Below are 26,848 nucleotides of genomic sequence, written 5' to 3'. Positions count from 1 at the left end.
GGGAAAGATATTCATTTGATACGATTAAGTTATATTTTTCTGTTACGTGCAAGAAAGAAAGGAGAAAATATGAAAAAACTTATTCTAGCTTCTGGCTCACCACGCCGGAAGGAATTACTTGAACTAGCGGATGTACCATTTGAAATTGTTGTGAGTGAAATAGAAGAAACAATCGGTGCGTATTCGTCACCTTCAGATATCGTGATGTCGCTTGCTTTGCAAAAAGCCTCTGCTGTAGCAGAAAATCATGAGGATGGTATAGTGTTAGGAGCAGACACGATTGTTACATATGAGTCACGTATTCTTGGAAAGCCTTCCGATGAGGCGGAGGCAAAGGAAATGTTGCAATTACTGTCAGGGAAAACACATGAAGTATATACAGGTGTTGCGCTCATTTCAAAAGAAAAAACGGTAACTTTCTATGAACGTACGGAAGTTACATTTTGGGAACTAACAGAAGAAGAGATTGATACGTATATTGGGACGAAAGAACCACTTGATAAGGCAGGAAGTTACGGTATTCAAGGGAAAGGTTCCATCTTTGTTCATCATATTCAAGGAGACTACTACAGTGTAGTGGGTTTACCAATTGCGCGTCTTATTCGTGAATTAAAACAGTTCGATAGTGATGCATCCCATGCTTAAAATTGCATGGGGTTTTCTTTGCGAAAAATTGAAAAAGGAGTGAACATATGAACGGTATTCGTGATGTTTTGAAAGAAGAACAACCACGGGAGCGTTTATTAGCAGAAGGAGCAAGTAATTTATCGAATCGGGAACTTCTTGCAGTATTACTTAGAACGGGTTCTAAAGAAGAATCTGTTCTAACATTAGCGGATCAAATTTTATATCATTTTGACGGATTAAGAATGTTGAAAGATGCTACAATGGAAGAGATGACAAGCATTCATGGAGTAGGAGTAGCAAAGGCGTCTCAGTTAATCGCTGCTTTTGAATTAGGAAGAAGAATGGTACGTTTAGAGTACCAAAACAGATATAGTATTCGGAGTCCAGAAGATTGTGCTAGTTATATGATGGAAGAGATGCGTTTTTTACAACAAGAGCACTTTGTTTGTTTATACTTAAATACGAAAAATCAAATCGTGCACCGTCAGACTGTGTTTATTGGAAGTCTAAATGCCTCAATTGTGCACCCCCGTGAGGTGTTCAAAGAAGCTTTTCGCCGTGCAGCAGCCTCTATTATATGTCTGCATAACCATCCTTCAGGAGACCCTACGCCGAGTCGTGAAGATATTGAAGTAACAAAGCGATTGGTGGAATGTGGGAGAATTATTGGAATTGAAGTCCTTGATCACATTATTATAGGTGACCATAAATTCGTGAGTTTAAAAGAAAAAGGTCATATTTAAGACTATTCTTTTTACTTATTTTGTTTTATAATGTGATTTATGAGTTTTTTGTAGGCATTCGCTTACAATAAAGGATAGAAAATATAAAAACGTACTGTTTTATTATAAATATAAAGTAAGAAAATGAGTCCGTGAAATGAGAAAGGAAGATAGATAATATGTTTGGATTTGGTGGTTTTACTCGTGATCTTGGAATTGATTTAGGAACAGCGAACACTCTTGTATATGTAAAAGGAAAAGGTGTAGTTTTACGTGAACCTTCAGTTGTAGCTTTACAAACGGATACAAAACAAATCGTTGCAGTTGGTGGCGATGCGAAACAAATGATTGGTCGTACACCAGGAAACGTAGTAGCTCTTCGTCCAATGAAAGATGGTGTAATTGCTGACTATGAAACAACAGCAACAATGATGAAATACTATATCCAACAAGCGCAAAAATCAAATGGATTTTTCTCTCGTAAGCCATATGTAATGGTATGTGTGCCATCTGGTATTACTGCTGTAGAAAGACGTGCAGTAATCGATGCAACTCGCCAAGCGGGTGCGCGCGATGCATATCCAATTGAGGAGCCATTTGCAGCGGCGATCGGTGCAAACTTACCTGTTTGGGAACCAACTGGTAGTATGGTTGTTGATATCGGTGGTGGTACAACAGAAGTTGCAATTATTTCTTTAGGCGGAATTGTAACAAGTCAATCAGTTCGTGTTGCTGGTGATGACATGGATGATTCTATTATTCAATACATTAAGAAGAACTACAATTTAATGATCGGGGAAAGAACAGCAGAGGCATTAAAAATGGAAATCGGATCTGCTGGCGAGCCAGAAGGTGTTGAACCAATGGAAATCCGTGGTCGTGATTTAGTAAGTGGTTTACCAAAAACAGTATTAATTAAACCTGAAGAGATTGCAGATGCATTAAAAGACACAGTAGAAGCAATTGTTGAATCAGTAAAAAATACATTAGAAAAAACGCCACCTGAATTAGCTGCGGATATTATGGACCGTGGAATTGTATTAACTGGAGGCGGTGCATTACTTCGTAACTTGGACAAAGTAATTAGTGAAGAAACGAAAATGCCAGTTCTTGTTGCAGAAAATCCACTTGACTGTGTAGCGATTGGAACAGGTAAAGCTTTAGATAATATCGACCTTTTCAAAACAGCTCGATAATATTCCTGAATAAAAATCAATGAAATTAAGAGGGTGTGAACGTGCCACAGTTTTTCTTAAACAAAAGATTAATTGTTTTGCTAGTTAGTATTATTCTTCTCGTGGCATTGATTGGAATCTCATTGAAAGAACGAAAAAATCTAACATGGCCAGAGCAGTTTGTAAAAGATACTGTCGGTGTTGTAGAGCGTGTATTCCAAAAGCCAGCGAACTATGTTGCCGGATTCTTTGAGAATGTAGAAGATGTAAAGCGCACGTATGAAGAAAATAAAACACTAAAAGAAAAATTAGATAAGTATGCGGAATTATCCGTGAAAGTAAAAGATTTGGAAAAAGATAATGCGAAACTTCGTGAAGTGATTGATAAAAAAGATTCTCTTCGTGACTATAAGCCAATTCAAGCTACAGTGATTGCACGAAATCCAGACAAGTGGTATGACTTGATTTCAATTGATAGAGGTGCACAGCAAGGAATTCAGAAGGATATGGCTGTTATGACTTCAAAAGGGTTAGTCGGAAGAGTGAAGAGTGTGTCTCAATTCACATCAACTGTGGAGTTATTGAGCTCACTGAATCGAACAAATCGTATTTCTGCTGTAGTAGAAGGGCAAGAGCGTATTTTTGGATTAATTGAAGGATACGACAAGGAAAAACAAACTCTTGTTTTCACAAAGATTCCATCTGATGTAAAGGTAGAAAAAGATCAAACAGTTGTAACATCAGGATTAAGTGATATTTTCCCGAAAGGACTTGTAATTGGGAAAATTGTAGATGTTGCACCAGATGAATATGGATTAACACAAACAGCTTATGTAAAACCTGCTGCGGATTTAAATGATGTGGACCATGTTATGGTTACAAAACGAGTTATGCCCTCAGCAGCGTTAGAACAGTAAGGGGGAGAAGATATGGCTATTTTAAAAAGAGCAATTCTTCCTCTGCTGCTTCTTTTTGTTTTTTTATTCGAAAATATGTTTTCTACTGTAGTTCCAACAGCATTGTTTTGGAAAGACAGTATAGCAGCGCCACATTTCTTTATGATTGTCTTATGCTTTATTACTGTATATTATAGTCCTCTTCAAGGTATTTACTACGGACTATTATTCGGTTTTTTATTTGATACTGTATATACGGAACTTGTAGGGGTATACATATTTGCTTATCCAATCTTAGCATATCTCGTTTATAGTACGATGAGAGTATTACAATTGAACTTATTTATTGTTTCTTTTATTGTATTAGCGGGTATTGCAGCATTAGAGTATTATGTATATGGATTTTTAACTTTGCTAGGACGTATTCATGTACCAGCGCATATCTTTTTCTCAGATCGTCTCCTTGCTACTTTATTGTTAAATGGAATTTTCTTATTGCTAGTTTGTTTCCCACTGAGACGATATCTTTTACGTCTTTCAAAAGCGATGGAAGAAAAAGAAAAAAGGATTTTCTGATTTTATGTCGAATTGAATCGTTGGGGTGAACTTTAGTGGAAAAAAAGCAACAGAATGTAACGATAAAAGGGACAAAAGATGGACTGACATTACATTTAGATGATTGCTGTTCATTTTCTGAATTACTGCAAGAACTGGACGAAAAACTTTCCACCCACTATTACGATGGTGATGGACGGTCATTAATCGAAGTACATGTTAAAGTTGGCAATCGCTATTTGGCAGAGGTACAGCAAGAAGAACTTCGCACTTTGATTCGAAATAAAAAAAATCTTGTTGTAGATTCAATTGAGAGCGATGTTATAACAAAAGCTGAAGCAAAAGCATGGAAAGAAGAAACAGAAATTGTCCCTGTTTCCAAAATTGTTCGCTCAGGTCAAGTATTGCATGTAGAAGGAAACCTATTATTAATTGGGGATGTCAATCCAGGCGGAACGGTTATCGCTGGAGGAAATATTTTTGTCGTTGGATCATTACGAGGAATTGCGCATGCTGGATATTATGGGGATACAGATGCTGTGATTGCAGCATCTGTTATGAATCCAATGCAACTTCGAATTAGTGATGTGACAATGCGGGCTCCGGAAGAGAAAGAAGACGGAGCAGAGGCGGCAGAATGTGCGTATATTGATGAGAACAATCACATTGTTGTCGATCGCCTGCAACTTCTCACTCATCTTAGACCTAATTTAACAAAGTTAGAAAGGGGAATTGTATAGCTGTGGGAGAGGCAATAGTAATTACATCTGGAAAAGGCGGAGTAGGAAAAACTACAACGTCTGCAAACATTGGTACAGCCTTAGCATTATCCGGAAAAAAAGTATGTTTAATTGATACGGATATTGGTCTAAGAAACTTAGACGTAGTAATGGGGCTAGAAAATCGTATTGTATTTGATCTTGTTGATGTCGTCGAAGGTCGTTGTCGTTTACCTCAGGCTCTGATTAAAGATAAGCGCTTTGATGAGCTTTATTTATTACCTGCAGCACAAACGAGCGATAAGTCAGCGGTAACTCCTGAACAAATGGATGAGTTAATACAACTATTACGTCAAGATTATGATTACATATTAATTGATTGTCCTGCTGGTATTGAGCAGGGATTCAAAAATGCGGTGGCAGGTGCAGATAAAGCAATTGTTGTAACGACACCTGAAGTATCTTCTATGCGTGATGCAGATCGTATTATTGGGCTTTTAGAAAAAGAAGATATTGAACCACCAAAACTTGTTATTAACCGTGTGCGTAGCCATATGTTACATGAGCAGGATATGTTAGATGTAGATGAAATTGTACGTACACTTTCGATTGAGCTACTTGGAGTTGTCGAGGATGATGATGAAGTTATTCGTGCTACAAATACAGGTGAGCCTGTAGCGTTGCAGCCGAGTGGGAAAGCATCATTAGCTTATCGGAATATTGCAAGGCGTTTGCTAGGTGAATCTGTACCTTTACAAGCGTTTGAACAAGAGAAGTTATCTGTTTTTACAAAAGTAAAGAATTTCTTTGGAATTCGTTAAGAGCACTTCGCATATATGCGAAGTGCTTTTCTTTTTTCTTCTCATGAATATCTTCCTTCTAGGGCTCATACATATGTACAAACTGTATAAAGTTTGGTAAATAGAGCACTTTTTGATTATTAGTGTTTCACTTCTGATGCAAAAATGAGGTAAAAAAGGAAGGGGACAGAATGAGGAATAGACGGGTAGAAGATATTAAAAAACGGATTGCGAAGAGAAGGGAAGAGAAAGAGAGGCTCGAGGAAGAACGATATTTTTCTGAAGAGAACTTGGATGAGGAAACAATTTTGATTGAAGAGGGTGAAAAAGAGGTGTATCCTTTTTTTCGAAAGGAAGTATTTTTATTTAAATTTTTATTAGCGACGATTCTTGTTCTCTCGGTAGCTATATTATTTAAAAATGCACCAGCTTCTTTGGATGGAGCAAGAACGGTTGTAAAACAAGTTATGCAAGAAGAATTTCAGTTTGCTACTGTATCAAAATGGTACGAAGATCAATTTGGAAAACCACTTGCTTTTCTACCTGCGAATGAAAAGAAGCAACCAGTGCAGCAAAAAGATTATGCAGTTCCAGCTTCGGGGAAAGTCATGCAAAAATTTCAAAAAGATGGCCAAGGTGTATTTGTGCAAACAGCTGTGAATACAGCTGTTGAATCTGTAAATGAAGGAGTTGTCATTTTCGCCGGTAAGAAAGAGGGATTTGGGAATATAGTTGAGATCCAACATGCAGATGGCACGGAATCATGGTATGGAAATTTAGGGGAGACATCTGTAAAATTATATGATTATGTTGAAAAGAAACAAAAGATTGGAACAGTTGAGAGTAATGCGGATAACAAAAATGGCAAATTCTATTTTGCGATCAAAAAGAATGAAAAATTTATTGATCCGATTCAGGTGATTTCATTTGAATAAATATAGTGAAGTATTGTCAAAAATTACAGTGCATCCGTTGTTTTGGGGAATTATAGCGATTGGAGTTTTGACGGCGCGTTTTAAAGAATTACTACTTTTATTTTGTATCGTTTTGATTCATGAACTTGGGCACGCCTTCGCAGCAGCTTATTATAAATGGAGAATCAAGCAAATACAACTTTTACCGTTTGGCGGGGTGGCGGAGCTTGAGGAACATGGGAATAAGCCATTAAAGGAAGAATTAATCGTTGTAATAGCGGGACCTATTCAACATGTATGGATGATTGGGCTAGCTTACGTCTTAGTTAGGATAGGATGGTTTAGCGAGGAACTGTATCATTATTTTGTATGGAACAATTTAATTATTTTAGGGTTTAATTTACTTCCAATTTGGCCACTAGATGGTGGGAAAGTATTGTTTAATGTTTTGTCGCGCCAATTCCCTTATTTACAAGCGCATGAGAAAATGATGAAAATATCATGTGTTTTTTTTAGTGTGATATTAGGATGGCAACTTCTTTGGAATAGCAATAGTATTATGATGTGGATGCTTCTTTTATTTTTAGCGATTTCTCTATATCAAGAATGGAAGCAACGGCGTTATGCGTTTATACGTTTTTTATTAGAACGTTATTATGGAAACAAGCGTGATATTGAAAAAATCGCTCCCATTGAGGTGCGAACGGAGGATCAATTATACACGATTTTCACAAAGTTCCGGAGAGGGTATAAGCACTCGATTATTGTTCATGGAAAATATAAGGAACATTATACATTAGACGAAAATGAATTGCTTTATGCTTATTTTACCGAAAAACGAACAACCTCATCTGTAGAAGAGTTAATCGGTTAGTGTTGACGAGGACACTAACCTTTTATATTGTAAGAAGAAAAGAAAATGAAAAAGTGAGGAAAGTATTTTGAAAACGTTATACATCAACTACACTGGTTCGGAAAAACGAGTTGCTGTAGAGGAAAAACAAGAGATTGTCGAACTTTTATGGCAACGAAATCAAGAGCAAGAGATTGTTGGGCATATTTATTTAGGACGTGTAGTGCGAACAATTGCCGGGATGAATGCAGCCTTCGTAAATATTGGTTTAGAAAAACATGCATATCTCTCCTATGACGATGTGCCATCATCATACCGAGTACATGAAGGACAAGCTCTGCTGGTACAAGTGGTAAAAGAAGCAATTGATGCAAAAGGCCCAAAATTAACAGCGAATGTAGAATTTACCGGGAAATATGTCGTTTATATGCCTTATGATGAGATGCGTGCTGTTTCCCGGAAAATAAAAAATAATAAAAAACGACAACAATTGCTTGAAATTCAATTAGAAGGAAGCGGGGGATATATTTTTCGCTCAGCTTGTGATAAAGGTGCAATAGATGAAGTGCAGATTGAAATGCAACATTTTCAAAATCTGTTTAAGGAATTAAAAAGAAAAGAAGATCATGGAAGGGCACCGGTATTACTCCATCGCCCAGCAACGTTTTTAGACCGTTTATTTAAAGAAAATCCGATTGAAACAATTGAAAAAGTAATTGTAGATACACGTAGTATAGTACTGGAATTGCAAGAGAAAGTAGGGAAAGAGAAGGTTTCGTTTTACAATGAAAAAACTTCTATGTTCAGTCACTATGGTGTAGAACGTGAAATTGAAAAAGCACTACAAAAAATAGTGTGGCTATCAAATGGTTCTTATTTAATTATTGAACAAATGGAGACAATGACGGTAATTGATGTGAACACTGGTAAATTTACTGGAAAGCAGAATTTGCAAGATACGGTATTACGGACGAATGAAATAGCTGCGCAAGAAATTGCTCGCCAATTAAGGCTGCGTGATATTGGTGGTATGATTTTAATTGATTTTATTAATATGAAAAAACAAGAAGATAGGGAAAAAGTAAGAGAGAAACTCATTTCTTCACTTCAAAGGGATCGTACATATACACGTGTTCTCGGATTTACAGAGCTCGGTATTTTAGAAATGACACGTAAGCGTAAGAAACACTCCCTACGTGATGTATTACTAGAAGATTGTTCGCAGTGCAAAACGACAGGGCATGTTATTTCCGATGAAACTATTGCATACGAGCTGGAAAGAGAGCTTATTACATATAGTAGTGTAGAGGATGAAGCTGTGTTAATTGCAGCAAGAGCAGGAGTACAAAAAATATTTTTACAAAAAGAATTACAAAAAAATATACCGTTTCAAATTTATTTCAAGGATGAAGAAGTGGAGAAATATGCAATCGTTCGGTTTGGAACGAAGCAAGAAATTATGGAGCGAAAAAAATAGTTAGCAGAACATTTATTGACAATCGTCTATGTTTCATGATAACATCTCTATGTTATAGTTTATAGCACCTAAACTGCTATATGCTACAACCGCACAAGACAGGTTCTCAAAAGACATTCTATGTCTACCTCGTTTTGGCGAGTCTTAGTAATTATGAGGAGGTGCAAGTATGTACGCAATTATCGAAACAGGTGGAAAACAAATCAAAGTTGAAGCTGGTCAAGAAATCTACATTGAAAAATTAGATGTTGAAGCTGGTGAAACTGTTACTTTTGACAAAGTTCTTTTCGTTGGTGGCGAAAACGTGAAAGTTGGTAGCCCAGTTGTAGAAGGTGCAACAGTTACTGCGAAAGTTGAAAAACACGGTCGCGCTAAGAAAATCATCGTTTTCAAATACAAAGCGAAAAAGAACAATCGTAAGAAACAAGGTCATCGTCAACCTTACACTAAGCTAGTTGTTGAAGCAATCAACGCTTAATTCTGGTTAAGATGATTAAGATTACGATAAGTCGCACGAAATTAGGAAGTATCCAATCATTTAAAATGACTGGGCATGCCGATTATGCGCCGCACGGACAAGATCTTGTTTGTGCCGGAACAACAGCGGTTGTGTTCGGATCTATAAATGCAGTGGAAGTACTTTGTAATGTGCAGGCAACTATTGAACTCGGAAGTGATGGCGGATTCTTAACGTATGAATTGCCTAATGATTTAGACACTCATACAATGGAAAAAGCACAAACACTTTTAGAAGGATTAGTTGTTTCGCTTAAGACGATCGAACTTGATTACGGAAAGTATATCCGTTTAATAGAAAAAGTGCAGGAGGTGTAACGTATGTTAAGATTAGATCTTCAGTTTTTCGCATCTAAGAAAGGTGTAGGTAGTACAAAGAACGGTCGTGACTCTCAGTCAAAACGTCTTGGTGCTAAACGCGCAGATGGTCAAATGGTTTCAGGTGGTTCAATTCTTTACCGTCAACGCGGTACAAAAATTTATCCAGGTGTTAACGTTGGTCGTGGTGGCGATGACACTTTATACGCGAAAGTTGACGGCGTAGTACGCTTCGAGCGTCTTGGCCGTGACCGCAAACAAGTGAGCGTATATCCTGTTGCTCAAGAAGCATAAGAAACTCACGGAAAACTCTAACCTGGGTGCAGGTTAGAGTTTTTCTATATTAAGGAGTATCTGGATGAATAAAAAATGGACAATTATAGATGCATTGCGCCATTCAAGACATGATTGGCTCAATCGTATGCAGATGATTAAAGGAAACCTTTCACTTGGAAGAGTGGAAGAGATTCATGGGCTCATCGATCGTTTTGTCCAAGAAGCGAGACAAGAATCCTATCTGATGGAGCTATCGATGCCTCTATTTTCAGAGTGGATTTTAACATATAATTGGAAACAGCAACCGTGCTTATTGGAGTACGAAGTATTAGGAGAACTACATAACTTATCTCATGTCGATGAGGCTGTATGTACATGGACGAATCAATTTTTCTCAATACTTCAGCATAGTTTAGACGTTTATGTTGAAAATTATGTTTGTATCACAATTGAATGTAACGCGGAGAATGCTCGTTTCTTTTTTGATTTTCGTGGCAAGCTAATGAATGTAGACGAACTACAAACGTGGCTTACGAACCAAAACAATAAATGGTATTCCATTTCTTATACAGTGCGAGATGATGAAGTCTCGGTTATATTACAACCAATTGAAAAAAGTGTGGTGAAATAATGTTTGTAGATCAGGTCAAGATATATGTAAAAGGCGGCGACGGTGGAAACGGAATGGTTGCGTATCGTCGTGAGAAGTATGTTCCGAAGGGTGGCCCAGCAGGTGGCGATGGCGGTAAAGGTGCAGACGTTGTTTTCGTTGTTGACGAAGGCTTACGTACATTAATGGATTTCCGTTACCAACGTCATTTCAAAGCTGATCGCGGTCAACACGGGATGAGCAAAGGTCAACATGGTCGTAAAGCTGACGATTTAATCGTAAAAGTTCCACCAGGAACAGTTGTAAAAGATGAAAAAACGGGTCAAATTCTTGCGGATTTAGTAACGCATGAGCAGTCGGCAGTTATCGCAAGAGGCGGTCGTGGTGGCCGTGGTAACTCACGCTTTGCCACTCCAACGAACCCAGCGCCAGAAATCGCTGAGAACGGGGAACCAGGTCAAGAACGTGATGTAATCTTAGAATTAAAAGTATTAGCGGATGTTGGACTTGTTGGATTCCCAAGCGTAGGTAAATCAACATTATTATCCGTTGTATCATCAGCACGTCCGAAAATTGCAGAATATCACTTTACAACAATCGTTCCAAATCTTGGTGTTGTTGAAACTGGTGATAACCGCAGCTTCGTTATGGCTGACCTTCCTGGATTAATCGAAGGAGCACATGAGGGCGTTGGACTTGGACATCAATTTTTACGTCATATTGAACGTACACGTGTTATCGTGCATGTGATTGATATGTCTGGTTTAGAAGGCCGTGATCCATATGAGGATTATGTAACAATCAATGCTGAATTAAAAGAGTACAATCTGCGTTTAACAGAGCGTCCACAAGTTGTTGTTGCAAACAAAATGGATATGCCAGATGCAGAAGAAAACTTACAAGCATTTAAAGAGAAGGTAGGAGACGAAGTTCAAATCTTCCCAATCTCTGCAGTAACAAAACAAGGTGTTCGTGATCTATTATTTGAAGTAGCAAACTTAGTGGAAACAACACCAGAATTCCCAGTACATGATGTTGTAGACGAATCTGAAGCAAGTGTAATGTACAAATTTGAAACTGAAGGTGTTAAATTTGAAATTACACGTGAAAGCGACGGTACGTTTGTTATCTCTGGTTACGATATTGAGAAAACATTCAAGATGACGGACTTCTCACGTGATGAATCTGTGCGTCGCTTTGCTCGTCAAATGCGCGGAATGGGTATTGATGAAGCCCTTCGTGCACGTGGTGCAAAAGACGGTGACATTGTAAAAATTCTTGAATATGAGTTTGAATTTATCGATTAAGACTGCCAAAATACGGCAGTCTTTTTTATAATGGAGAAAGGAGTGTAAATAAAGCTATAGAAATAAAGATTGGAAAACTTTGTGTGGTAGGGAGAGTCCGGTTGAGCGTGGAAGTGGTTAGAGCCTTTTTTCCCATACCATGTGAAGACAGAAGGAGGCTTCTTTTGTTTTCATTGTCTTTGTATGTTGGAAAATCAAAATGAATATATGTTCGTTTTAAAATTCGGAAGAATGTAAGAAATGGTCACTCCGTAGTAAGAAACAAGGGGAGAGGGAGTATATGTATAAAATATTAATTGTAGAAGATGACGAAAAAATTGCAGAAATATTAGAGGAACATTTAGGAAGATATGGATATCAAACATTCAGGGTGACTGATTTACGTCACATAAAAGATGAGTTTGTAAAAGTAAATCCTCATCTAGTGTTACTTGATATTAATTTGCCATACTTTGATGGCTTCTATTGGTGCCGTCAAATTCGTACAATATCGAATGCACCCATTATTTTCGTCTCTGCAAGAACAGGGGAAATGGATCAAGTGATGGCGATTGAGAATGGCGGGGATGACTATATTACAAAGCCGTTTCATTTAGACATTGTAATGGCAAAGGTGAAGAGTGCATTGCGCCGAGGATATGGGGAGTATGCTTCTACGGCAGAAAGCGATTGTTTAGGCGTGAATGGATTGTTATTATTTCCATCACAGCACACAGTAGAGTGGAAAGGTCAACAAACTGAACTTACAAAAAATGAATTTTACTTATTAGAATGTTTAATGAAACAGGCTAATCAATACGTCACGCGTGAAGAGTTATTAGAGGCGCTATGGGATGAAGTAGCTTTTGTTGATGATAATACATTAACTGTGAACGTAAAACGCGTAAGGAAAAAATTAGAGGAGCTTGGTATTAAAAATGCAATTGTAACAAAACGTGGGTATGGTTATGCGCTTCTTACAGAGTGGGGAGAAGAGCATGAAGCTTAAAAGTTACTTCATAGATCGATTTTCTTTAATCCTTTCTTATATTGTAAGTCTTTGCTTATTCGGGCTTGTGTTACAGTTACAAAGTCTTTTAGAAAAGAGATCACTTGACTTGGGAACATGGCTATATGGACTTTTATTAGGAACAGTCGTGTTTATCGTATACCTCATTTACGATTATCGAAAGAGAAGTGTATTTTTAAAAAGGATAGAACAATATATTGCTGGAGGACATACGTTACATGATTCTTTACTCATTGACGATTCTTATACGTCAGAGCAAGAAATGATCGTAGAAGCGTTCACATTGCTGAGACAGCAATATATGGATGAAATTCATAAGCAGCATGCAAAAGAGCAGCAGCAAATGATCTTTATGAATCAATGGATTCACCAAATGAAAACACCGGTTTCAGTTATTGAATTATTGCTGCAGAAATATGGTAAAGAACATCGGGAAGCTAGAGAAACGGTTGAAAGTATTCGCGAAGAAAATAACCGCATTTTAAATGGCTTAGATTTAGCATTACATATGGCAAGGTTAGAGCAGTTTGCGAAAGATTACAAAGTAGAAGTAGTGAATGTAATAGATGTTGTTCGAGATATTATTAACCAAAATCGAAAATCATTTATTCAATCTTCTGTATATCCGAAACTAATGTTTGAAGAAGATACGTGTATGGTTGCATCTGATAGAAAATGGCTTAGCATTGCCATAGGTCAAATTGTTATGAATGCAATTAAGTACACAAAAATCTCACAAGTAGAGAAAAAGGAAATTCAGTTTCAAATTGAAGAGAGGGATCACAAAGTTTTATTACATATTCGTGATAATGGAATTGGTATCCCAAAGCAAGATGTAAAGCGTATATTCGATCCGTTTTTTACGGGGATAAATGGTCGTAAAACGAGAGAAGCAACAGGGATGGGATTATATATTACAAAGGAGATTTGTGATAATCTTCATCACGGAATTTACGTGCAATCGACCGAAGGGGAAAGCACAACATTCACATTTCAATTTGCAAAAGACGAAGAATATCATGTGTTGATGAGAAAAATGACAAAATTGTAAGATAACAAATGTTTTTGTAAGGGAAATCACTCGTTTCTTTTTCTCAATTTTTTTATAGTAAATGTAAGAAGAAAACACATAGGGGGATTAGAAATGAGTGTTCTTGAAGTAAAAGGGTTAACGAAGGTGTATCAATCAAAAGGTTCAGTGGCAACGACTGCTTTACATGATATAAATTTTAAAATTGAAGAAGGCGAATTTGTAGGGATTATGGGTCCCTCAGGAAGTGGGAAAACAACGCTTTTAAATTTATTAGCGACAATTGATAAACAAACTTCAGGTCATGTATATGTAAACGGTGAAGAAATTAGTCAAATGCGAGCTGCAAAATTAGCAGAATTTCGTCGTACACATTTAGGATTCATCTTCCAAGATTTCAACTTACTTGATACGTTATCTATTAAAGAAAATATCATTTTACCACTTGTAATGGCAAACCGTCCTGTAAAAGAAATTGACGCAAAGGTGCTAGAGATTGCGAAATTTTTAAATATCGAAGGAGTTTTAAATAAAAAGGTATATGAAGTATCGGGTGGACAACAGCAACGTGCGGCAGCTGCACGAGCAATCATTCACGATCCAACATTAATTTTAGCGGATGAGCCAACTGGGAACTTAGATTCTAAGTCTGCAAAATCTTTAATGGGTGCTCTACAAGATTTACATGAGCAAAAGAAAGTGACAATTGCAATGGTAACACACGATCCGGTAGCGGCTAGCTATTGCGAACGTATTTTATTTATACGTGATGGAGAAATTTTCTCAGAAATACATAAAGGAAAAACGAAGCAAACCTTTTTCCAAGAAATTTTAGACGTACTTGCGATGCTAGGAGGGGAATATCATGAACTTTCGCCAGCTCGCGCTTAATAATGTAAAAGGAAATTGGCGTAATTATAAAGCCTTTCTTATTAGTAGTTGTTTATCAATTGTAGTATTTTTTATGTATGCTTCTTTCATTTATCATCCAGATGTCGTAAATGGTAATATTAACATGAGGACGATGATTACAAAAGGATTAGAATCTATGAATTATATCGTGGTCATCTTCTCAGCGCTCTTTATTTTATATGCTAATTCAACGTTTTTACGTGCAAGAAAAAAAGAGTTCGGTTTATTAACATTAATAGGTGGAACGAAGGCTCAACTTGGCCGAATGATTATACTAGAGCAAATGATGTTAGGTTGTATTGCAATTGTAGTAGGTATTGGTCTTGGAATGCTTTGTTCAAAACTTTTCTTCCAAGCATTAGGTGTATTATTAAAAATTGATAAAACACTTCCGCTCGTATGGAATGGAAAAGCCGTTCTTATTACAGCTGGCGTATACTTTATTCTCTTTTTAGTCTTAGCATTGTTTAGTGTTTGGACGGTAGGACGCTTACAAATTATTGATTTATTAAGAGAAGCGAGAAAGCAAAAAGTAGAACCGTTTGCATTTACATGGTTATGTGTAGTTGGGGTATTATGTATTATTGTCGCATATGTCCTTTGTTTCCAAGTGACTCTTATGAATTTTCTTATGTACTTCTTGCCGATTGTAGGATTAACAGTTGGAGGAACATATTTACTATTTACACAAGGAAGTACAGTTGTATTAAAAGCATTACAAAGACGAAAAAAATCATTCTATACATATCCAAATATGTTTGTGCTTAGCAATCTTATTTATAAAATGAAAGATAATGCTCGTTTTCTTTTCGTTATTTCTATTATTACGGCTGTTGTTTCTTCAGCGGTTGGGACGCTTTACGTATTCTTTCAAGATATGAGTTATAAAACAGTAGCAAGTACCCCTCATGCTATTTCATATATAGAAAAGGGAGTAAATACGCATAACGTCATAAGTGAAGAAAAAACGCAAGAGTTAATAAAAAAACATGGATTTGAAGAAGCGCGAAAAGTAACATATGTAAAACTTCCTGCAAAACAAAAAATAGTAATGTTTAATGGTGAGCATGAGATGCCTTTAGGTATTATCACAGAAAAAGAATATAATGCAGAAGCGCGTAAGCAAAAGAAAGAGGAAGTTCATAATGCACCAGGAAGTGCAACGATGGTTTTACTTGATATGATGAATGATTTTGTGAAGATAGATCGTACAAAGCCATTTGAGTTTACACTGAACGGACAAAAGCAGTCTATCAAGCTAAATGATCCAATTTCGCAGTCTGTTTTTAATGATGAAGGGTATCTTATCGTCAATGATCAAGACTTTGTGAAATATGCAGAGAGTGTATCAGATGAAGAAAAGACGAAATATTACGGATATTATATTGAAGATTGGAAAGAAACAGAAGATCTTGTACTAGACTTAAAAAAAGAAATTGCACAAGAACAACAAGAGAATTTCCACAATTCCATTCTTACGTATAAAGCGATAAAAGAGCAAGGTGCAATTACAATGTTCATTGGTTTCTTCGTAGCGGTACTATTCTTCTTCTTTGCTTGCAGTATGACGTACTTTAAATGGTTTAACGATAAGGAACAAGATCGTATCCAATTTAAATCATTAAAGAGAATTGGTATGACAGATAAAGAAATTCGTAAAATCGCACTTCGCCAAATGGGAGCTATTTTCTTTATCCCGATTCTTATAGGGGCTATTCATAGCGGGTTTGCTCTTCATACATTAGGGAAGATGCTTTATTTAGATTTATGGAAATCAGGTGCAATTGTCATTGGAGCGTATATTGTAGCTTCAGCAATTTATTTTGCAATTGCACAAAGAGGATATTTAAAACACGTAAAAAGCTAGGGAACCCTCTAGCTTTTTACGTGTGTAACAGGTTACAGGGGGAAAGTAGATGAACATCAGGCAACTAGCGATACAAAATGTAAGGGGAAATTGGCGAAATTATAAAGTATTTTTCTTGAGCAGTTGTTTTGCGATATTTGCTTCTTATGCATATATGTCCGTAATTGTCCATCCTTACATGCAAGAGACGATGTGGTATCAAAATGTGCGATTGGGGCTCATTGTATGCAACGTTATTATTGTCTCTTTTTTTATTTTATTTATTTTGTATTCTACTTCTATATTTATAGAAGCGCGCAAAAAAGAATTAGGATTATATATGTTAATGGGAGCGACGAAGTCTAACGTAATAGGGATGATAATGACCGAACAAATGTTGATTGGGATTTTTGCTAATATTTTCGGTATTGGACTTGGCATGATATTTTTAAAACTCTTTTTTATGGTATTTAGTATGCTCCTTCGTCTTCCGAAAGAGTTAACTCTTATTTTTGATGCGAAAGCGATTTTTATAACGCTTAGTATATATACTATCGTCTTTTTCGTTCTATCATTTATAAGTGCTTTACGTATATGGAATATAAAGGTTATTCGACTATTAAAAGAGTTTCGAGCAGATAAAAGAGAAGCGAAAAGTTCAAAATGGCTGTGTTTATTTGGATTTTCCTGTTTAGTGATTGGCTATAGTTTAGCTTTCCAAACGACGATGTTAACGATGGGATTATACTTTATTCCAGTTGTCATATTAACCTCTGTTGGAACGTACTTTTCATTTACACACGGTGTTACACAAATATTAGAAATGATAAAGCGAAATAAAAAAATAATGTATACGTATCCGTATTTGTTTATAGTAAATCAGCTATCACATCGAATGAAAGAAAATGGTCGTTTCTTCTTCCTTTTATCTATGGCAACGACGGTTGTTGTTACAGTCACGGGTACGGTGTTCTTATATTTTTCGGGCATGGAAGATATGTGGCGAGACGGAGGAGCACAATCGTTTTCATATGTAGAAAAAGGTATCCATTCTCATGAAGTTTTTGAAAAAGATGCGGTAGAAAATCTATTACATAAGCATGGATATGATGAATTTCAATATACAAGCTTTGTAGGGTTGCAAACAACGTTTCAGTCTCGAAACGAAAGTATAGAAGCCACCCTTATAAGAGCGAGTGAATACAATAAAGAGGCAAAAAAGCAAGGGCAGAAAGCATATAATCCAAAAAAGGGAACGGTTACGCTAGTTTATTATAATGAATATAATGGACCCGCTTTATATAATAAAAAAGAAATTCAACTACATGTATTTGGACAATCGTATCAATATGCGTTTAACGGTCAAAAGGAAGGAGCGCAATTCAATTATCATAATTCACAAATAAATGGTACATTTTTTGTTATGAATGATGAAGACTTTAATCATATAGAAGCGACGATTCCTGATGTAGAAAAAATCGTCTACCGAGGTTACACCTTAAATAATATTGAAGATACAAAGAAATTCAACGAAGATTTACGTAAATATATAAAGCAAGATAAGAGTAGCGTATTTCGAAACAATATGGAACTATATGTGAATATGAAAGAGGTAGGTGAATTTACGTTATTTATTGGCTCATTTATTAGTATATTATTCTTTCTTACTTCATGTAGCATTGTATATTTTAAATGGTTTCATAATATTTCATCGGATCGTAAGCAATATGAAGCCCTCTCTAAACTCGGAATGACAAAGCAAGAAGTGTGGGAAATTTCTCGTTGGCAATTAAGTATGTTATTCTTTGCGCCTATTGTAGTAGGGAGTATACATAGCGCAGTTGCATTATATACGTTTCATAATACAGTCTTTATGGAAGGATCATTTAGGAAAGTATGCTTGTTCATTATGTTTTATATTGCCGCATGCATCATTTATTTCTTCTTTGCTCAAAGAGAATATAGAAAACATATAGACTAGCTGATGCTAGTCTTTTTTTAATATTCGAAATTTATATAGAAGAATATAAATAATTATGGTATAACAGTAAGAAAAACGAAGAAGAGGGGAAAACGACGATGATTCGAGTTGGATATTTAGGACCGGAAGCAACATTTACAAATATGGCGGTGAGTCGTTTTTTTCCGGAAGCAGAGCATGTACCATATCGTACAATTCCTGATTGTATAGATGCAGCAGCAAATAAAAATGTAGATTTTGCAGTTGTACCGTTAGAAAATGCGATTGAAGGTTCTGTTAATATTACTGTTGATTATCTTGTGCATGAACAACCGCTTTTTATTGTAGGGGAAATTACAGTTCCTATTCAGCAACATTTACTTGTGCATCCAGATCATGAAGAGATGTGGAAAGAAGTGTATGCTGTACATTCTCATCCACATGCGATTGCGCAATGTCATAAGTTTTTAAATGAAGAATTAAAAGGTGTAACGGTTCGAGATATGACTTCCACAAGTGCAGCTGCGCAATATGTAAAAGAACATTCGGAAGAAAGGATCGCTGCAATTGCAAATGAAGCAGCAGCGGAAAAATATGGGTTATCAATTGTTCAGCGTAATATTCATACGCATAAAAACAATCATACGCGTTTCCTAGTACTACATAAAAAGAAGCAAGCGTTATTGCCGAGAAATGGTGAGAACCGCGGAGAGAAAACGACGATTATGATAACGTTACCTGCTGATTATGCCGGAGCACTTTATCAAGTATTATCAGCTTTTGCATGGAGAAAATTAAATCTATCAAAAATCGAATCCCGCCCGATGAAAACAGGCCTTGGAAATTACTTTTTCTTAATAGATGTAGATAAAGCATATGACGACGTATTATTGCCAGGTGTGACGATGGAGCTTGAAGCGCTCGGTTTTGCTGTAACGGTGCTTGGGAGTTATTCGTCTTATTGGTTATAGTAAAACAAAAATAAATCCCATCGCATATGTGGTGGGATTTATTTTAATTTTGCTAAGCGATCTGTTAGTTGCTCACGCCAAACTTCTGCTAATTCTGGAACAGCAATAATTTTTTCCATTGCTTCTTTGTCTTTCCGTCTATGAAAATATACTTCGTTAGAAAATAGAATGGAAACTTGATTTGGATGGCGCTCTAATAGTTTTATTTGTGAGTCTTGACGAACAATACCTTCTTGAAGAACGCGACATAAATATCCAGTATAACCCGTTTCTACAATGCGCGGTAAAATGCCGGGAATGCCGAGCCTTTTTGAAATGGTACTACACGGTACTCTAGCTTGTGTAACTTGAATGATTGCCTCACCTAATTGATAGATATCCCCGATACAAACATCACGTTCTAACATATTTAGGACAGTAATATTTTCGCCAAATGTAGAAGCTGGAAGCGATGTTTGAAATTCTTGTTCCCAAAGTGCGTAATGCTCATAGGGATAAACGCAAACGGCACGATCAGGTCCGCCGTGATGTCGTAAATCAGCTACATCATCACCACGGAAGCCATCTTTTGAAAGAAACGATTCTTCAGTAAGCTCTTTACAAATCCCTGTTACCATTTCTTTATCTTCGTTATATTTCATTTGTTTCGGTTTGCCAATGCTAAAGTGAACGAGTTCAATTCCCATATTTGCTCTCCTTTACAATTGATTTCAATATTATATCATTTTGTAAATTAAAGCACAGAGAATGTTGAAAAAACTCTGTGCGTTACATTAATAAACGAGAAATCCAGCTCGGTCTAGCGCATCACAAGCTGCATCTAATTTCTCTTGGGAATCTGCTTCAATTGTATGTAAGTGAACACCATCAGTTAGTTGAGAGAGATAGGAAGCATTTGTATCTTCAATCTTTTGCAAATATTGCTCCACATCAAAACGGTTGCTCACCATAATAGAAGCTGTTAAGTCGCCGTATACAGGATGCTCTACTTTTACATCTTTAATCGTAACGCCGTGATCGACCAGCGTTGTTAGTTCTTGGCGGACTTCCTCTGGTTTATGTTGGCAGACGATGACACGTTCAAAAGTCTGCTGCTTCGTCTGTGGCTTTAAATATAAGTATCCTTGTGCAGTTGCGATAATTGGTTCATTTCGTGCTTTCAGTAAAGAGATATCTTGCACAATGACCTGTCTACTGACATTTGTTTTTTTAGATAATTCACTCCCAGATAATGGTTCATTCGCAGCAAGGAGCCATTGCAGGATGAGCTGCCTTCTTTCTTCACCTAAAATTTTTTTTTGGTCATTTTGTTTCATTATAATTTAACACCTCTATAAAATTGATTTCCAATTGTGAGTAGTGCATGAATGGTTGTGTCAATATTTTCTTTTGTTGTGTGGCGTCCAAATGAAAAACGGACGTATTGTTTTGCCTCTTCATACGTTTTTCCAATTGCAAGCATTGTTTTTGAAGGCTCTTGTTTGCCGACTTGGCAAGCGCTTCCTGTTGAAATCGCGATGCCATGACGGTTACATTCTAACATTGTGTACTGACCTTCGATTCCTTTTATTGTAACCCCAATGATATGAGGTAAACAAGAAGTAGAATGGCCTTCTACTTGAATTTCAAGAGGTAGAGGCTGTAATTGTTCGATAAAATAGGAGCGCAATTGCCTGAAACGAGTTTGTTCTTCTTCATGATTATCTAATATATGCTCTGCTGCTGTCAGAAAAGAAGCAATGCCAGGAACATTGACAGTACCGGGACGAAATCCTTTTTCATGAGATGTTCCAGGAAAAACTTCCTCCCAACGGACTTGTGGATTTATATAGCAAGCTCCTACACCTTTTGGTCCATAAATTTTATGCGCGGAAATAGAAAGGCTATCAATTTGCATCGCTGTCACATCAATTGGGAGTTTACCAAATGTTTGAACACAATCTGTATGGAATAAAATATTACGCTTTTTGAGTATTTCTCCAATTTCTGAGATTGGTTGAATTGTTCCAATCTCAGAATTCCCGTGTTGAATACTTGCTAAAACTGTATCCTCTGTAATTGCCTCTTCTAATGCTCTTAGATCGATAAGCCCATATGAATCAACAGGGATTTCGGTAATTGTGTAACCTTGCTGCGCTAAAAATTGAAAATAGCTGCGAATCGATGCGTGCTCCATTGGTGTTGTAAGTATATGTTTACCACTTTTTGTGTTTAAGAGTGATTGGATTGCAAGATAATTAGATTCAGAACCACCGCTTGTGAAAAATACACCTTGTTCTTTTCCACCAATCATTTGTGCCAATGATACCCTGCAAACTTGTAGTAAAGACGAAGCTGTTCCTCCGATATCGTGTAAGCTTTGTTCATTACCGAAGTATTGCTCTGCTGCTTTTGTGTATGTTTCAATCGCTTCTTTGCTCATTGGTGTTGTAGCTGCATAGTCAAGGTATATCATAATGTATAGTCCTCTCTATAATGGAGTTATATTCGTTTTTATTTTAAAGTTCCGTGAAAAATTCGTTAAACTCCTTGGTGAAAATACCACTTTCTAAAAAACTCTTGTCATTATTTTAAATCTATGTAAATATAGGTGTCAAGACAGTTGAAAAGTGTAAACTAGGAGGCAATAATTATGCCAAGGGCAGATGTCTTAATTATCGGAAGTGGTGTCGCGGCACTTAGTGTTGCGAAAGAGATTTGTCACGAAAAGAATGTGATGATTATCACAAAGAAAACAGGACGAAATAACAATACGCATTTAGCGCAGGGCGGAATTGCAGCAGCTGTAGCTACCTATGATAATGCGAGTGATCATTATGAAGATACGATAGCAGCTGGTTGTGGTTATAACAATGACGAAGCAGTTCGATATTTAGTTGAAGAAGGGTCAAAAGAGATTCATAAGCTCATTGCAAATGGGATGAAATTTGATGGTGATGAAAAAGGACCTCACCTTGGAAAAGAGGGCGCGCATCGAAAACGACGTATTTTACATGCTGGGGGAGATGCGACAGGAAAAAACTTATTAGAGCATTTGATTAAAGAAGTAGTTCCTTACGTTACAGTAGTGGAGCGAGAAATGGTGCTCGATTTAATTATAGAAAATAATACATGTAGGGGTGTGTTGACCCGAGATAGCGAAGGAAATATACATCGTTACTATGCTGAACGAATTGTATTAGCTACAGGCGGTGTTGGCGGCGTGTACGCATTTACGTCTAACGATGAGACGATTACAGGCGACGGACTAGCAATCGTGTATCGAGCTGGTGGAGAACTTGTTGATTTAGAGTTTATTCAATTTCATCCAACGATGCTCTATGTAGACGGGCGTTGCTGCGGACTTGTTTCAGAAGCGGTACGAGGTGAAGGCGCTGTTCTGTTAAACGAAAAAGGACAGCGTTTTATGTTGAACGTACATCCACAACACGATCTTGCACCGCGTGACGTAGTAGCACGTGCGATTCATGAACAGCTTCTTGCAGGTGAAAGTGTACACCTGGATATTTCGTCTATTCAAAACTTTGAAGAGCGTTTTCCTACTGTATCGGCATTATGCAAAAAGAATGGTATAGATGTAAAACAAAATAGAATTCCAGTTGTTCCAGGCGCTCATTTTCATATGGGTGGTGTGAAAACCAATTGTGATGGAGAAACATCTATTTCGCATTTATATGCTGTAGGTGAAGTAGCTTGTAACGGTGTGCACGGTGCAAATCGTTTAGCGAGTAATTCATTGTTAGAAGGTCTTGTGTTCGGGAAACGAATTGGAAAGCATATTTTAGCCCATCCAGTACAAGGACGAGAAGACAGTTGTGAAAGAATACATGGAATATCTCAAGTTTCTCAGTTACCTATGAAGAAAGAGATACAAAAATATATGATGACGTACGTGGGGATTGTCAGAACAGAAACGAGTTTATTGTATGCAAAACAATGGTTGGAGCAGTATCGTGTACAAAGTGTTCAAACGCAATATGAAGCTCTTACAAATGAAGATATAACAATTATGAATATGCTAACGGTCTGCCAGCTCATTACAGAAGCGGCACTGCAAAGAAAAGAGAGCATAGGTGGTCATTATCGTGGTGATTACCCAAGTCGAAATAAATTCACGAAAGAAATTATTCATGCTAACAAAAAATTACAACTTGTGTAATGAGGGGAAGAGGGATTGTATGAACGTGTTAAAGGTAAGAAAGGCATTAGAAAGTTTTTTTCTAGAAGACATTGGGGAAAGAGATGTAACATCTCAGCTTATTTTTCCTGAAAATTTAAAGGCAAAGGGAACGTTCCTTGCGAAAGATACAGGGGTATTCGCAGGGAGAGTAGTAATTGAACAAGGGTTTCGATTATTAGATGAAAGTATCCAAATTACATTTCATAAAAACGACGGAGATTTGGTAGGAAAAGGGGAGATTTTAGCAAGTGTAGAAGGGCCAATTGCATCTCTGTTAACAGCAGAGCGTGTAATTTTAAATATTATTCAACGCATGAGCGGCATAGCGACGATGACGCAAAGAGCGGTTCGAGCGCTAGAAAGTAATCATACACGTATTTGTGATACGAGAAAAACGATGCCAGGGCTTCGCATGTTTGATAAGTATGCGGTTGTTTGCGGAGGTGGGTATAACCATCGCTTCGGATTATATGATGGTGTCATGATTAAAGATAACCATATTGCTTTTGCTGGATCTATTACAAAAGCCGTTACATCTGTGAAAGAAAAGCTTGGACATATGGTGAAGGTTGAAGTGGAGACAGAAACGAAAGAACAAGTGCATGAAGCTGTAGCTGCTGGAGCAGATATTATTATGTTCGATAATCGCACACCAGAAGAAGTTCATGAGTTCTCGAAAATTGTTCCAAGTGTAATTGTGACAGAAGCATCGGGCGGTATTACAATTGAAAATTTATCAAAATACGGTAAAACAGGGGTAGATTACATTTCACTTGGAGTATTAACACATTCTGCGGGAGCGTTAGATATTAGCTTTAATATTGAAGTTTAAGGCGATAGGGTTAGAGGGGGAGATTATTCATGAGTATTTTAGAGAAGGTTCAGCCAATTGAAGCGATGTTACCAGAGCGTTATCAAACGATGTCAGTACAAGAGATGGAAGAGCGTGTCCGTGAAATTAAAGAAAAATTAGGGGAATCGTTATTTATTCCAGGGCATCATTATCAAAAAGATGAAGTCGTTCAATTTTCGGATGCTGCGGGAGATTCATTGCAACTTGCGCAAGTGGCTGCTAGCAATAAAGCGGCAAAATATATTGTATTTTGCGGTGTACATTTTATGGCTGAAACAGCAGATATGTTAACGACAGATGAACAGGTTGTTATTTTACCAGATATGCGTGCCGGCTGTTCCATGGCGGACATGGCGGATATTGAACAAACAGAACGAGCTTGGAAAGAACTGACAAAGTTATTTGGAGATACGATGATTCCATTGACCTATGTCAATTCTACAGCAGCTATTAAAGCATTTTGTGGTCGGAATGGTGGTGCAACAGTAACGTCTTCCAATGCTAAAAAAATGGTGTCTTGGGCATTTACTCAAAAAGAGCGTTTAGTCTTTTTGCCAGACCAACATTTAGGAAGAAATACAGCATATGACCTCGGTATACCATTAGATAAAATGGCGGTTTGGAATCCACATACAGATTCATTAGAATACGATGGAGAGATTGAGGACATACAAGTGATTTTATGGAAAGGTCATTGTTCTGTTCACCAAAATTTCACTGTTAAAAATATTGAAAGTGTGCGGAAAAATCATCCCGATATGAGTATTATTGTCCATCCAGAATGCTGTTATGAGGTGGTAGTGGCTTCTGACTATGCAGGATCAACAAAATATATTATCGATATGATTGAACAAGCACCATCTGGTAGCAAATGGGCGATTGGTACAGAGATGAACTTAGTAAACCGAATTATTCATAGGCATCCGGATAAAGAAATTATTTCATTAAATCCTTTTATGTGTCCTTGTTTAACGATGAATCGTATTGATTTACCACATTTATTGTGGGCGTTAGAAATGATAGAGCACGGAGAAGAAGTCAATGTGATTCAAGTAGATAAGCAGGTGACAAAAGAAGCAGTCCTTGCCTTAAATCGTATGTTAGAGCGTGTGTAAAAGCGGCGGATTTCCGTCGTTTTTTTATTAAACATAATTAGCTAATTGTAGTCATACATTGTGTTGAGGGAATCATTGTATTTTTTATATTTGTGCAATAGTGTGTACGACTAGATGGTAAGAGCAAGAGGGTTAAACCATAGAGGATAGTCTCAGTGTATATTACTTTTGCTCATAGATAAGTAATACAGGAGGGGGAAAATTTGAAAATTCATATCGTGCAAAAAGGGGATACCCTTTGGAAAATTTCGAAAAAGTACGGAGTAGATTTTGAAACGTTAAAAAAGGCGAATACACAGCTCAGTAATCCAGATCTGATTATGCCAGGTATGAAAATAAAAGTGCCATCTAGCGGTGTGCATGTGAAAAAAAATATGGGTGCTGGCTCAGCTCCTCCAAAAGAATATGTAAAAGAGGTACAACAAAAAGAATTTGCAGCGACACCTACGCCGCTTGGAATAGAAGATGAAGAAGAAGCACTATATCAATCTGCGCCAATTACACAGCAACCAGCTATGCAGCAAACACAAAAAGAAATGCAAGTAAAGCCGCTAAAAGAAATGCCAATACAAAAAGAAAAACCAATTCAGAAAGAAATGCCAATACAAAAAGAAAAACCAATTCAGAAAGAAGTACCAATACAAAAAGAAGTACCTATTCAAAAGCCGCCTGTCGTTGAAAAACCGGCTGTAATTGAAAAGCCACAAGTTGTAGAAAAGATAGAGAAACCCGCGGGAAAAGCAAGCACAAAGTTTTCAGTGAATATATTGCCGCAGCCGCCACAACCACCAATCAAACCTAAAAAAGATTATAAAATTTCAGATGTAATAAAAAAAGGAAGCGAGTTAATCGCTCCACAAATTCATAAGATGAAGTCTAACAATATCGTGTCACCACAAACGAAAAAAGAAAATGTAAGTAATATAATATCGCCGCAAACGAAAAAAGAAAATGTAAGTAATATAATATCGCCGCAAGTGCAAAAGGAAAATGTAGGCAATATAGTATCGCCGCAAGTGCAAAAGGAAAATGTAGGCAATATAGTATCGCCGCATGTAACAAAAGAAAATTTTGTTATTCCACAAGTAACACCACCAAATATTACGATGCCAATAATGGATAATAATCAAATGCCAAATATAATGCCAGCGATGGAAAACAATCAAATGCCAAATATAATGCCAGCGATGGAAAACAATCAAATGCC

The 26,848-nt window shown here is 37.0% G+C and carries 28 protein-coding genes and 1 other annotated feature; of the genes, 25 read left to right on the top strand and 3 right to left on the bottom strand.

Features of this window, described 5'->3' with window-relative positions:
• The first annotated feature begins 69 nt into the window (after positions 1–69).
• The 21 genes from M014_RS0121490 (at position 70) to pheA (ending at position 19,493) form a co-directional block, all read left to right on the top strand.
• Positions 70–645 carry a Maf family protein gene (locus M014_RS0121490; RefSeq protein WP_026593522.1) on the top strand — a complete coding sequence of 192 codons (576 nt, stop codon included), beginning with the start codon at positions 70–72 and terminating at the stop codon, positions 643–645.
• Between the two features lie 47 nt (positions 646–692).
• Positions 693–1,370 carry a RadC family protein gene (gene radC, locus M014_RS0121485; RefSeq protein ID WP_026593521.1) on the top strand — a complete coding sequence of 226 codons (678 nt, stop codon included), beginning with the start codon at positions 693–695 and terminating at the stop codon, positions 1,368–1,370.
• A 158-nt stretch (positions 1,371–1,528) separates the two neighbouring features.
• On the top strand, positions 1,529–2,545 hold the full coding sequence (gene mreB, locus M014_RS0121480; RefSeq protein WP_026593520.1) for a cell shape-determining protein MreB: 1,017 nt from the start codon (positions 1,529–1,531) through the stop codon (positions 2,543–2,545).
• 41 nt (positions 2,546–2,586) lie between these two features.
• A complete protein-coding gene (mreC, locus tag M014_RS0121475) occupies positions 2,587–3,441 on the top strand; it encodes a rod shape-determining protein MreC (RefSeq protein ID WP_026593519.1) in 855 nt (284 codons plus the stop codon).
• A gap of 12 nt (positions 3,442–3,453) precedes the next feature.
• Positions 3,454–3,996, top strand: a complete 543-nt coding sequence (mreD, locus tag M014_RS0121470) for a rod shape-determining protein MreD (RefSeq protein ID WP_026593518.1) — start codon at positions 3,454–3,456, stop codon at positions 3,994–3,996.
• A 35-nt stretch (positions 3,997–4,031) separates the two neighbouring features.
• Entirely contained in the window at positions 4,032–4,715 is a 684-nt protein-coding gene (gene minC / locus M014_RS0121465) for a septum site-determining protein MinC (RefSeq protein WP_026593517.1), read from the top strand.
• A 2-nt stretch (positions 4,716–4,717) separates the two neighbouring features.
• Positions 4,718–5,515, top strand: a complete 798-nt coding sequence (minD, locus tag M014_RS0121460) for a septum site-determining protein MinD (protein WP_026593516.1) — start codon at positions 4,718–4,720, stop codon at positions 5,513–5,515.
• A 170-nt stretch (positions 5,516–5,685) separates the two neighbouring features.
• Positions 5,686–6,429 carry a M23 family metallopeptidase gene (locus M014_RS0121455; protein ID WP_026593515.1) on the top strand — a complete coding sequence of 248 codons (744 nt, stop codon included), beginning with the start codon at positions 5,686–5,688 and terminating at the stop codon, positions 6,427–6,429.
• On the top strand, positions 6,422–7,282 hold the full coding sequence (locus M014_RS0121450) for a M50 family metallopeptidase (protein ID WP_026593514.1): 861 nt from the start codon (positions 6,422–6,424) through the stop codon (positions 7,280–7,282). The genes M014_RS0121455 and M014_RS0121450 overlap by 8 nt, the downstream gene beginning before the upstream one ends.
• A 67-nt stretch (positions 7,283–7,349) precedes the next feature.
• Positions 7,350–8,738 carry an Rne/Rng family ribonuclease gene (locus M014_RS0121445; protein WP_026593513.1) on the top strand — a complete coding sequence of 463 codons (1,389 nt, stop codon included), beginning with the start codon at positions 7,350–7,352 and terminating at the stop codon, positions 8,736–8,738.
• Between the two features lie 77 nt (positions 8,739–8,815).
• Positions 8,816–8,893 (top strand) — a sequence feature (ribosomal protein L21 leader region).
• Between the two features lie 14 nt (positions 8,894–8,907).
• Positions 8,908–9,216 (top strand): 50S ribosomal protein L21, encoded by a 309-nt coding sequence (gene rplU / locus M014_RS0121440; RefSeq protein ID WP_000270908.1) that lies wholly within the window; start codon positions 8,908–8,910, stop codon positions 9,214–9,216.
• A gap of 11 nt (positions 9,217–9,227) precedes the next feature.
• Positions 9,228–9,572: a ribosomal-processing cysteine protease Prp gene (locus M014_RS0121435; RefSeq protein WP_026593512.1), complete on the top strand. Its 345-nt coding sequence runs from the start codon at positions 9,228–9,230 to the stop codon at positions 9,570–9,572.
• A 3-nt stretch (positions 9,573–9,575) separates the two neighbouring features.
• Positions 9,576–9,866 (top strand): 50S ribosomal protein L27, encoded by a 291-nt coding sequence (gene rpmA / locus M014_RS0121430; protein WP_017150650.1) that lies wholly within the window; start codon positions 9,576–9,578, stop codon positions 9,864–9,866.
• A gap of 64 nt (positions 9,867–9,930) precedes the next feature.
• A complete protein-coding gene (locus M014_RS0121425; protein ID WP_026593511.1) occupies positions 9,931–10,479 on the top strand; it encodes a sporulation initiation phosphotransferase B in 549 nt (182 codons plus the stop codon).
• Positions 10,479–11,765: a GTPase ObgE gene (gene obgE / locus M014_RS0121420; RefSeq protein WP_026593510.1), complete on the top strand. Its 1,287-nt coding sequence runs from the start codon at positions 10,479–10,481 to the stop codon at positions 11,763–11,765. The genes M014_RS0121425 and obgE overlap by 1 nt, the downstream gene beginning before the upstream one ends.
• Positions 11,766–12,045: 280 nt before the next feature.
• Positions 12,046–12,753, top strand: a complete 708-nt coding sequence (locus M014_RS0121415) for a response regulator transcription factor (protein ID WP_026593509.1) — start codon at positions 12,046–12,048, stop codon at positions 12,751–12,753.
• Positions 12,743–13,825, top strand: coding sequence for a HAMP domain-containing histidine kinase (locus M014_RS0121410; protein WP_026593508.1), 1,083 nt, complete (start codon positions 12,743–12,745; stop codon positions 13,823–13,825). Before M014_RS0121415 ends, M014_RS0121410 begins: the two co-directional genes overlap by 11 nt.
• A gap of 93 nt (positions 13,826–13,918) precedes the next feature.
• On the top strand, positions 13,919–14,695 hold the full coding sequence (locus tag M014_RS0121405) for an ABC transporter ATP-binding protein (protein WP_026593507.1): 777 nt from the start codon (positions 13,919–13,921) through the stop codon (positions 14,693–14,695).
• Positions 14,670–16,583, top strand: a complete 1,914-nt coding sequence (locus M014_RS0121400; RefSeq protein ID WP_026593506.1) for an ABC transporter permease — start codon at positions 14,670–14,672, stop codon at positions 16,581–16,583. The genes M014_RS0121405 and M014_RS0121400 overlap by 26 nt, the downstream gene beginning before the upstream one ends.
• A gap of 49 nt (positions 16,584–16,632) precedes the next feature.
• On the top strand, positions 16,633–18,543 hold the full coding sequence (locus tag M014_RS0121395) for an ABC transporter permease (protein WP_026593505.1): 1,911 nt from the start codon (positions 16,633–16,635) through the stop codon (positions 18,541–18,543).
• Positions 18,544–18,641: 98 nt separating this feature from the next.
• The gene (pheA, locus tag M014_RS0121390) at positions 18,642–19,493 is read left to right on the top strand and encodes a prephenate dehydratase (RefSeq protein ID WP_026593504.1); all 852 of its coding nucleotides are present in this window, start codon (positions 18,642–18,644) and stop codon (positions 19,491–19,493) included.
• A gap of 38 nt (positions 19,494–19,531) precedes the next feature.
• Here pheA and M014_RS0121385 read toward each other — a convergent pair whose 3' ends face one another.
• The 3 genes from M014_RS0121385 to M014_RS0121375 all read right to left on the bottom strand — a co-directional run bounded on the left by M014_RS0121385 (position 19,532) and on the right by M014_RS0121375 (position 21,951).
• Positions 19,532–20,179, bottom strand: a complete 648-nt coding sequence (locus M014_RS0121385) for an MOSC domain-containing protein (RefSeq protein WP_026593503.1) — start codon at positions 20,177–20,179, stop codon at positions 19,532–19,534.
• A gap of 87 nt (positions 20,180–20,266) precedes the next feature.
• On the bottom strand, positions 20,267–20,809 hold the full coding sequence (locus tag M014_RS0121380; protein WP_026593502.1) for a transcription repressor NadR: 543 nt from the start codon (positions 20,807–20,809) through the stop codon (positions 20,267–20,269).
• The gene (locus M014_RS0121375; protein WP_026593501.1) at positions 20,809–21,951 is read right to left on the bottom strand and encodes an IscS subfamily cysteine desulfurase; all 1,143 of its coding nucleotides are present in this window, start codon (positions 21,949–21,951) and stop codon (positions 20,809–20,811) included. Before M014_RS0121375 ends, M014_RS0121380 begins: the two co-directional genes overlap by 1 nt.
• Positions 21,952–22,125: 174 nt before the next feature.
• On the opposite strand from M014_RS0121375, the gene nadB reads away from it, so the two are divergent.
• The 4 genes from nadB to safA all read left to right on the top strand — a co-directional run.
• A complete protein-coding gene (nadB, locus tag M014_RS0121370) occupies positions 22,126–23,652 on the top strand; it encodes an L-aspartate oxidase (protein WP_026593500.1) in 1,527 nt (508 codons plus the stop codon).
• Positions 23,653–23,671: 19 nt separating this feature from the next.
• Complete coding sequence (gene nadC, locus M014_RS0121365; protein ID WP_026593499.1) at positions 23,672–24,505, top strand: carboxylating nicotinate-nucleotide diphosphorylase; 834 nt, start codon at positions 23,672–23,674, stop codon at positions 24,503–24,505.
• A gap of 29 nt (positions 24,506–24,534) precedes the next feature.
• Positions 24,535–25,641 carry a quinolinate synthase NadA gene (gene nadA / locus M014_RS0121360; RefSeq protein ID WP_026593498.1) on the top strand — a complete coding sequence of 369 codons (1,107 nt, stop codon included), beginning with the start codon at positions 24,535–24,537 and terminating at the stop codon, positions 25,639–25,641.
• A gap of 203 nt (positions 25,642–25,844) precedes the next feature.
• On the top strand, positions 25,845–26,848 hold a 1,004-nt coding region (gene safA, locus M014_RS29780), incomplete at its 3' end, for a SafA/ExsA family spore coat assembly protein (protein WP_026593497.1).

This window comes from Bacillus sp. UNC437CL72CviS29, assembly GCF_000482345.1.
Lineage (GTDB): Bacteria > Bacillota > Bacilli > Bacillales > Bacillaceae_G > Bacillus_A > Bacillus_A arachidis.
This window is presented reverse-complemented; position numbering and strand designations above follow the sequence as displayed.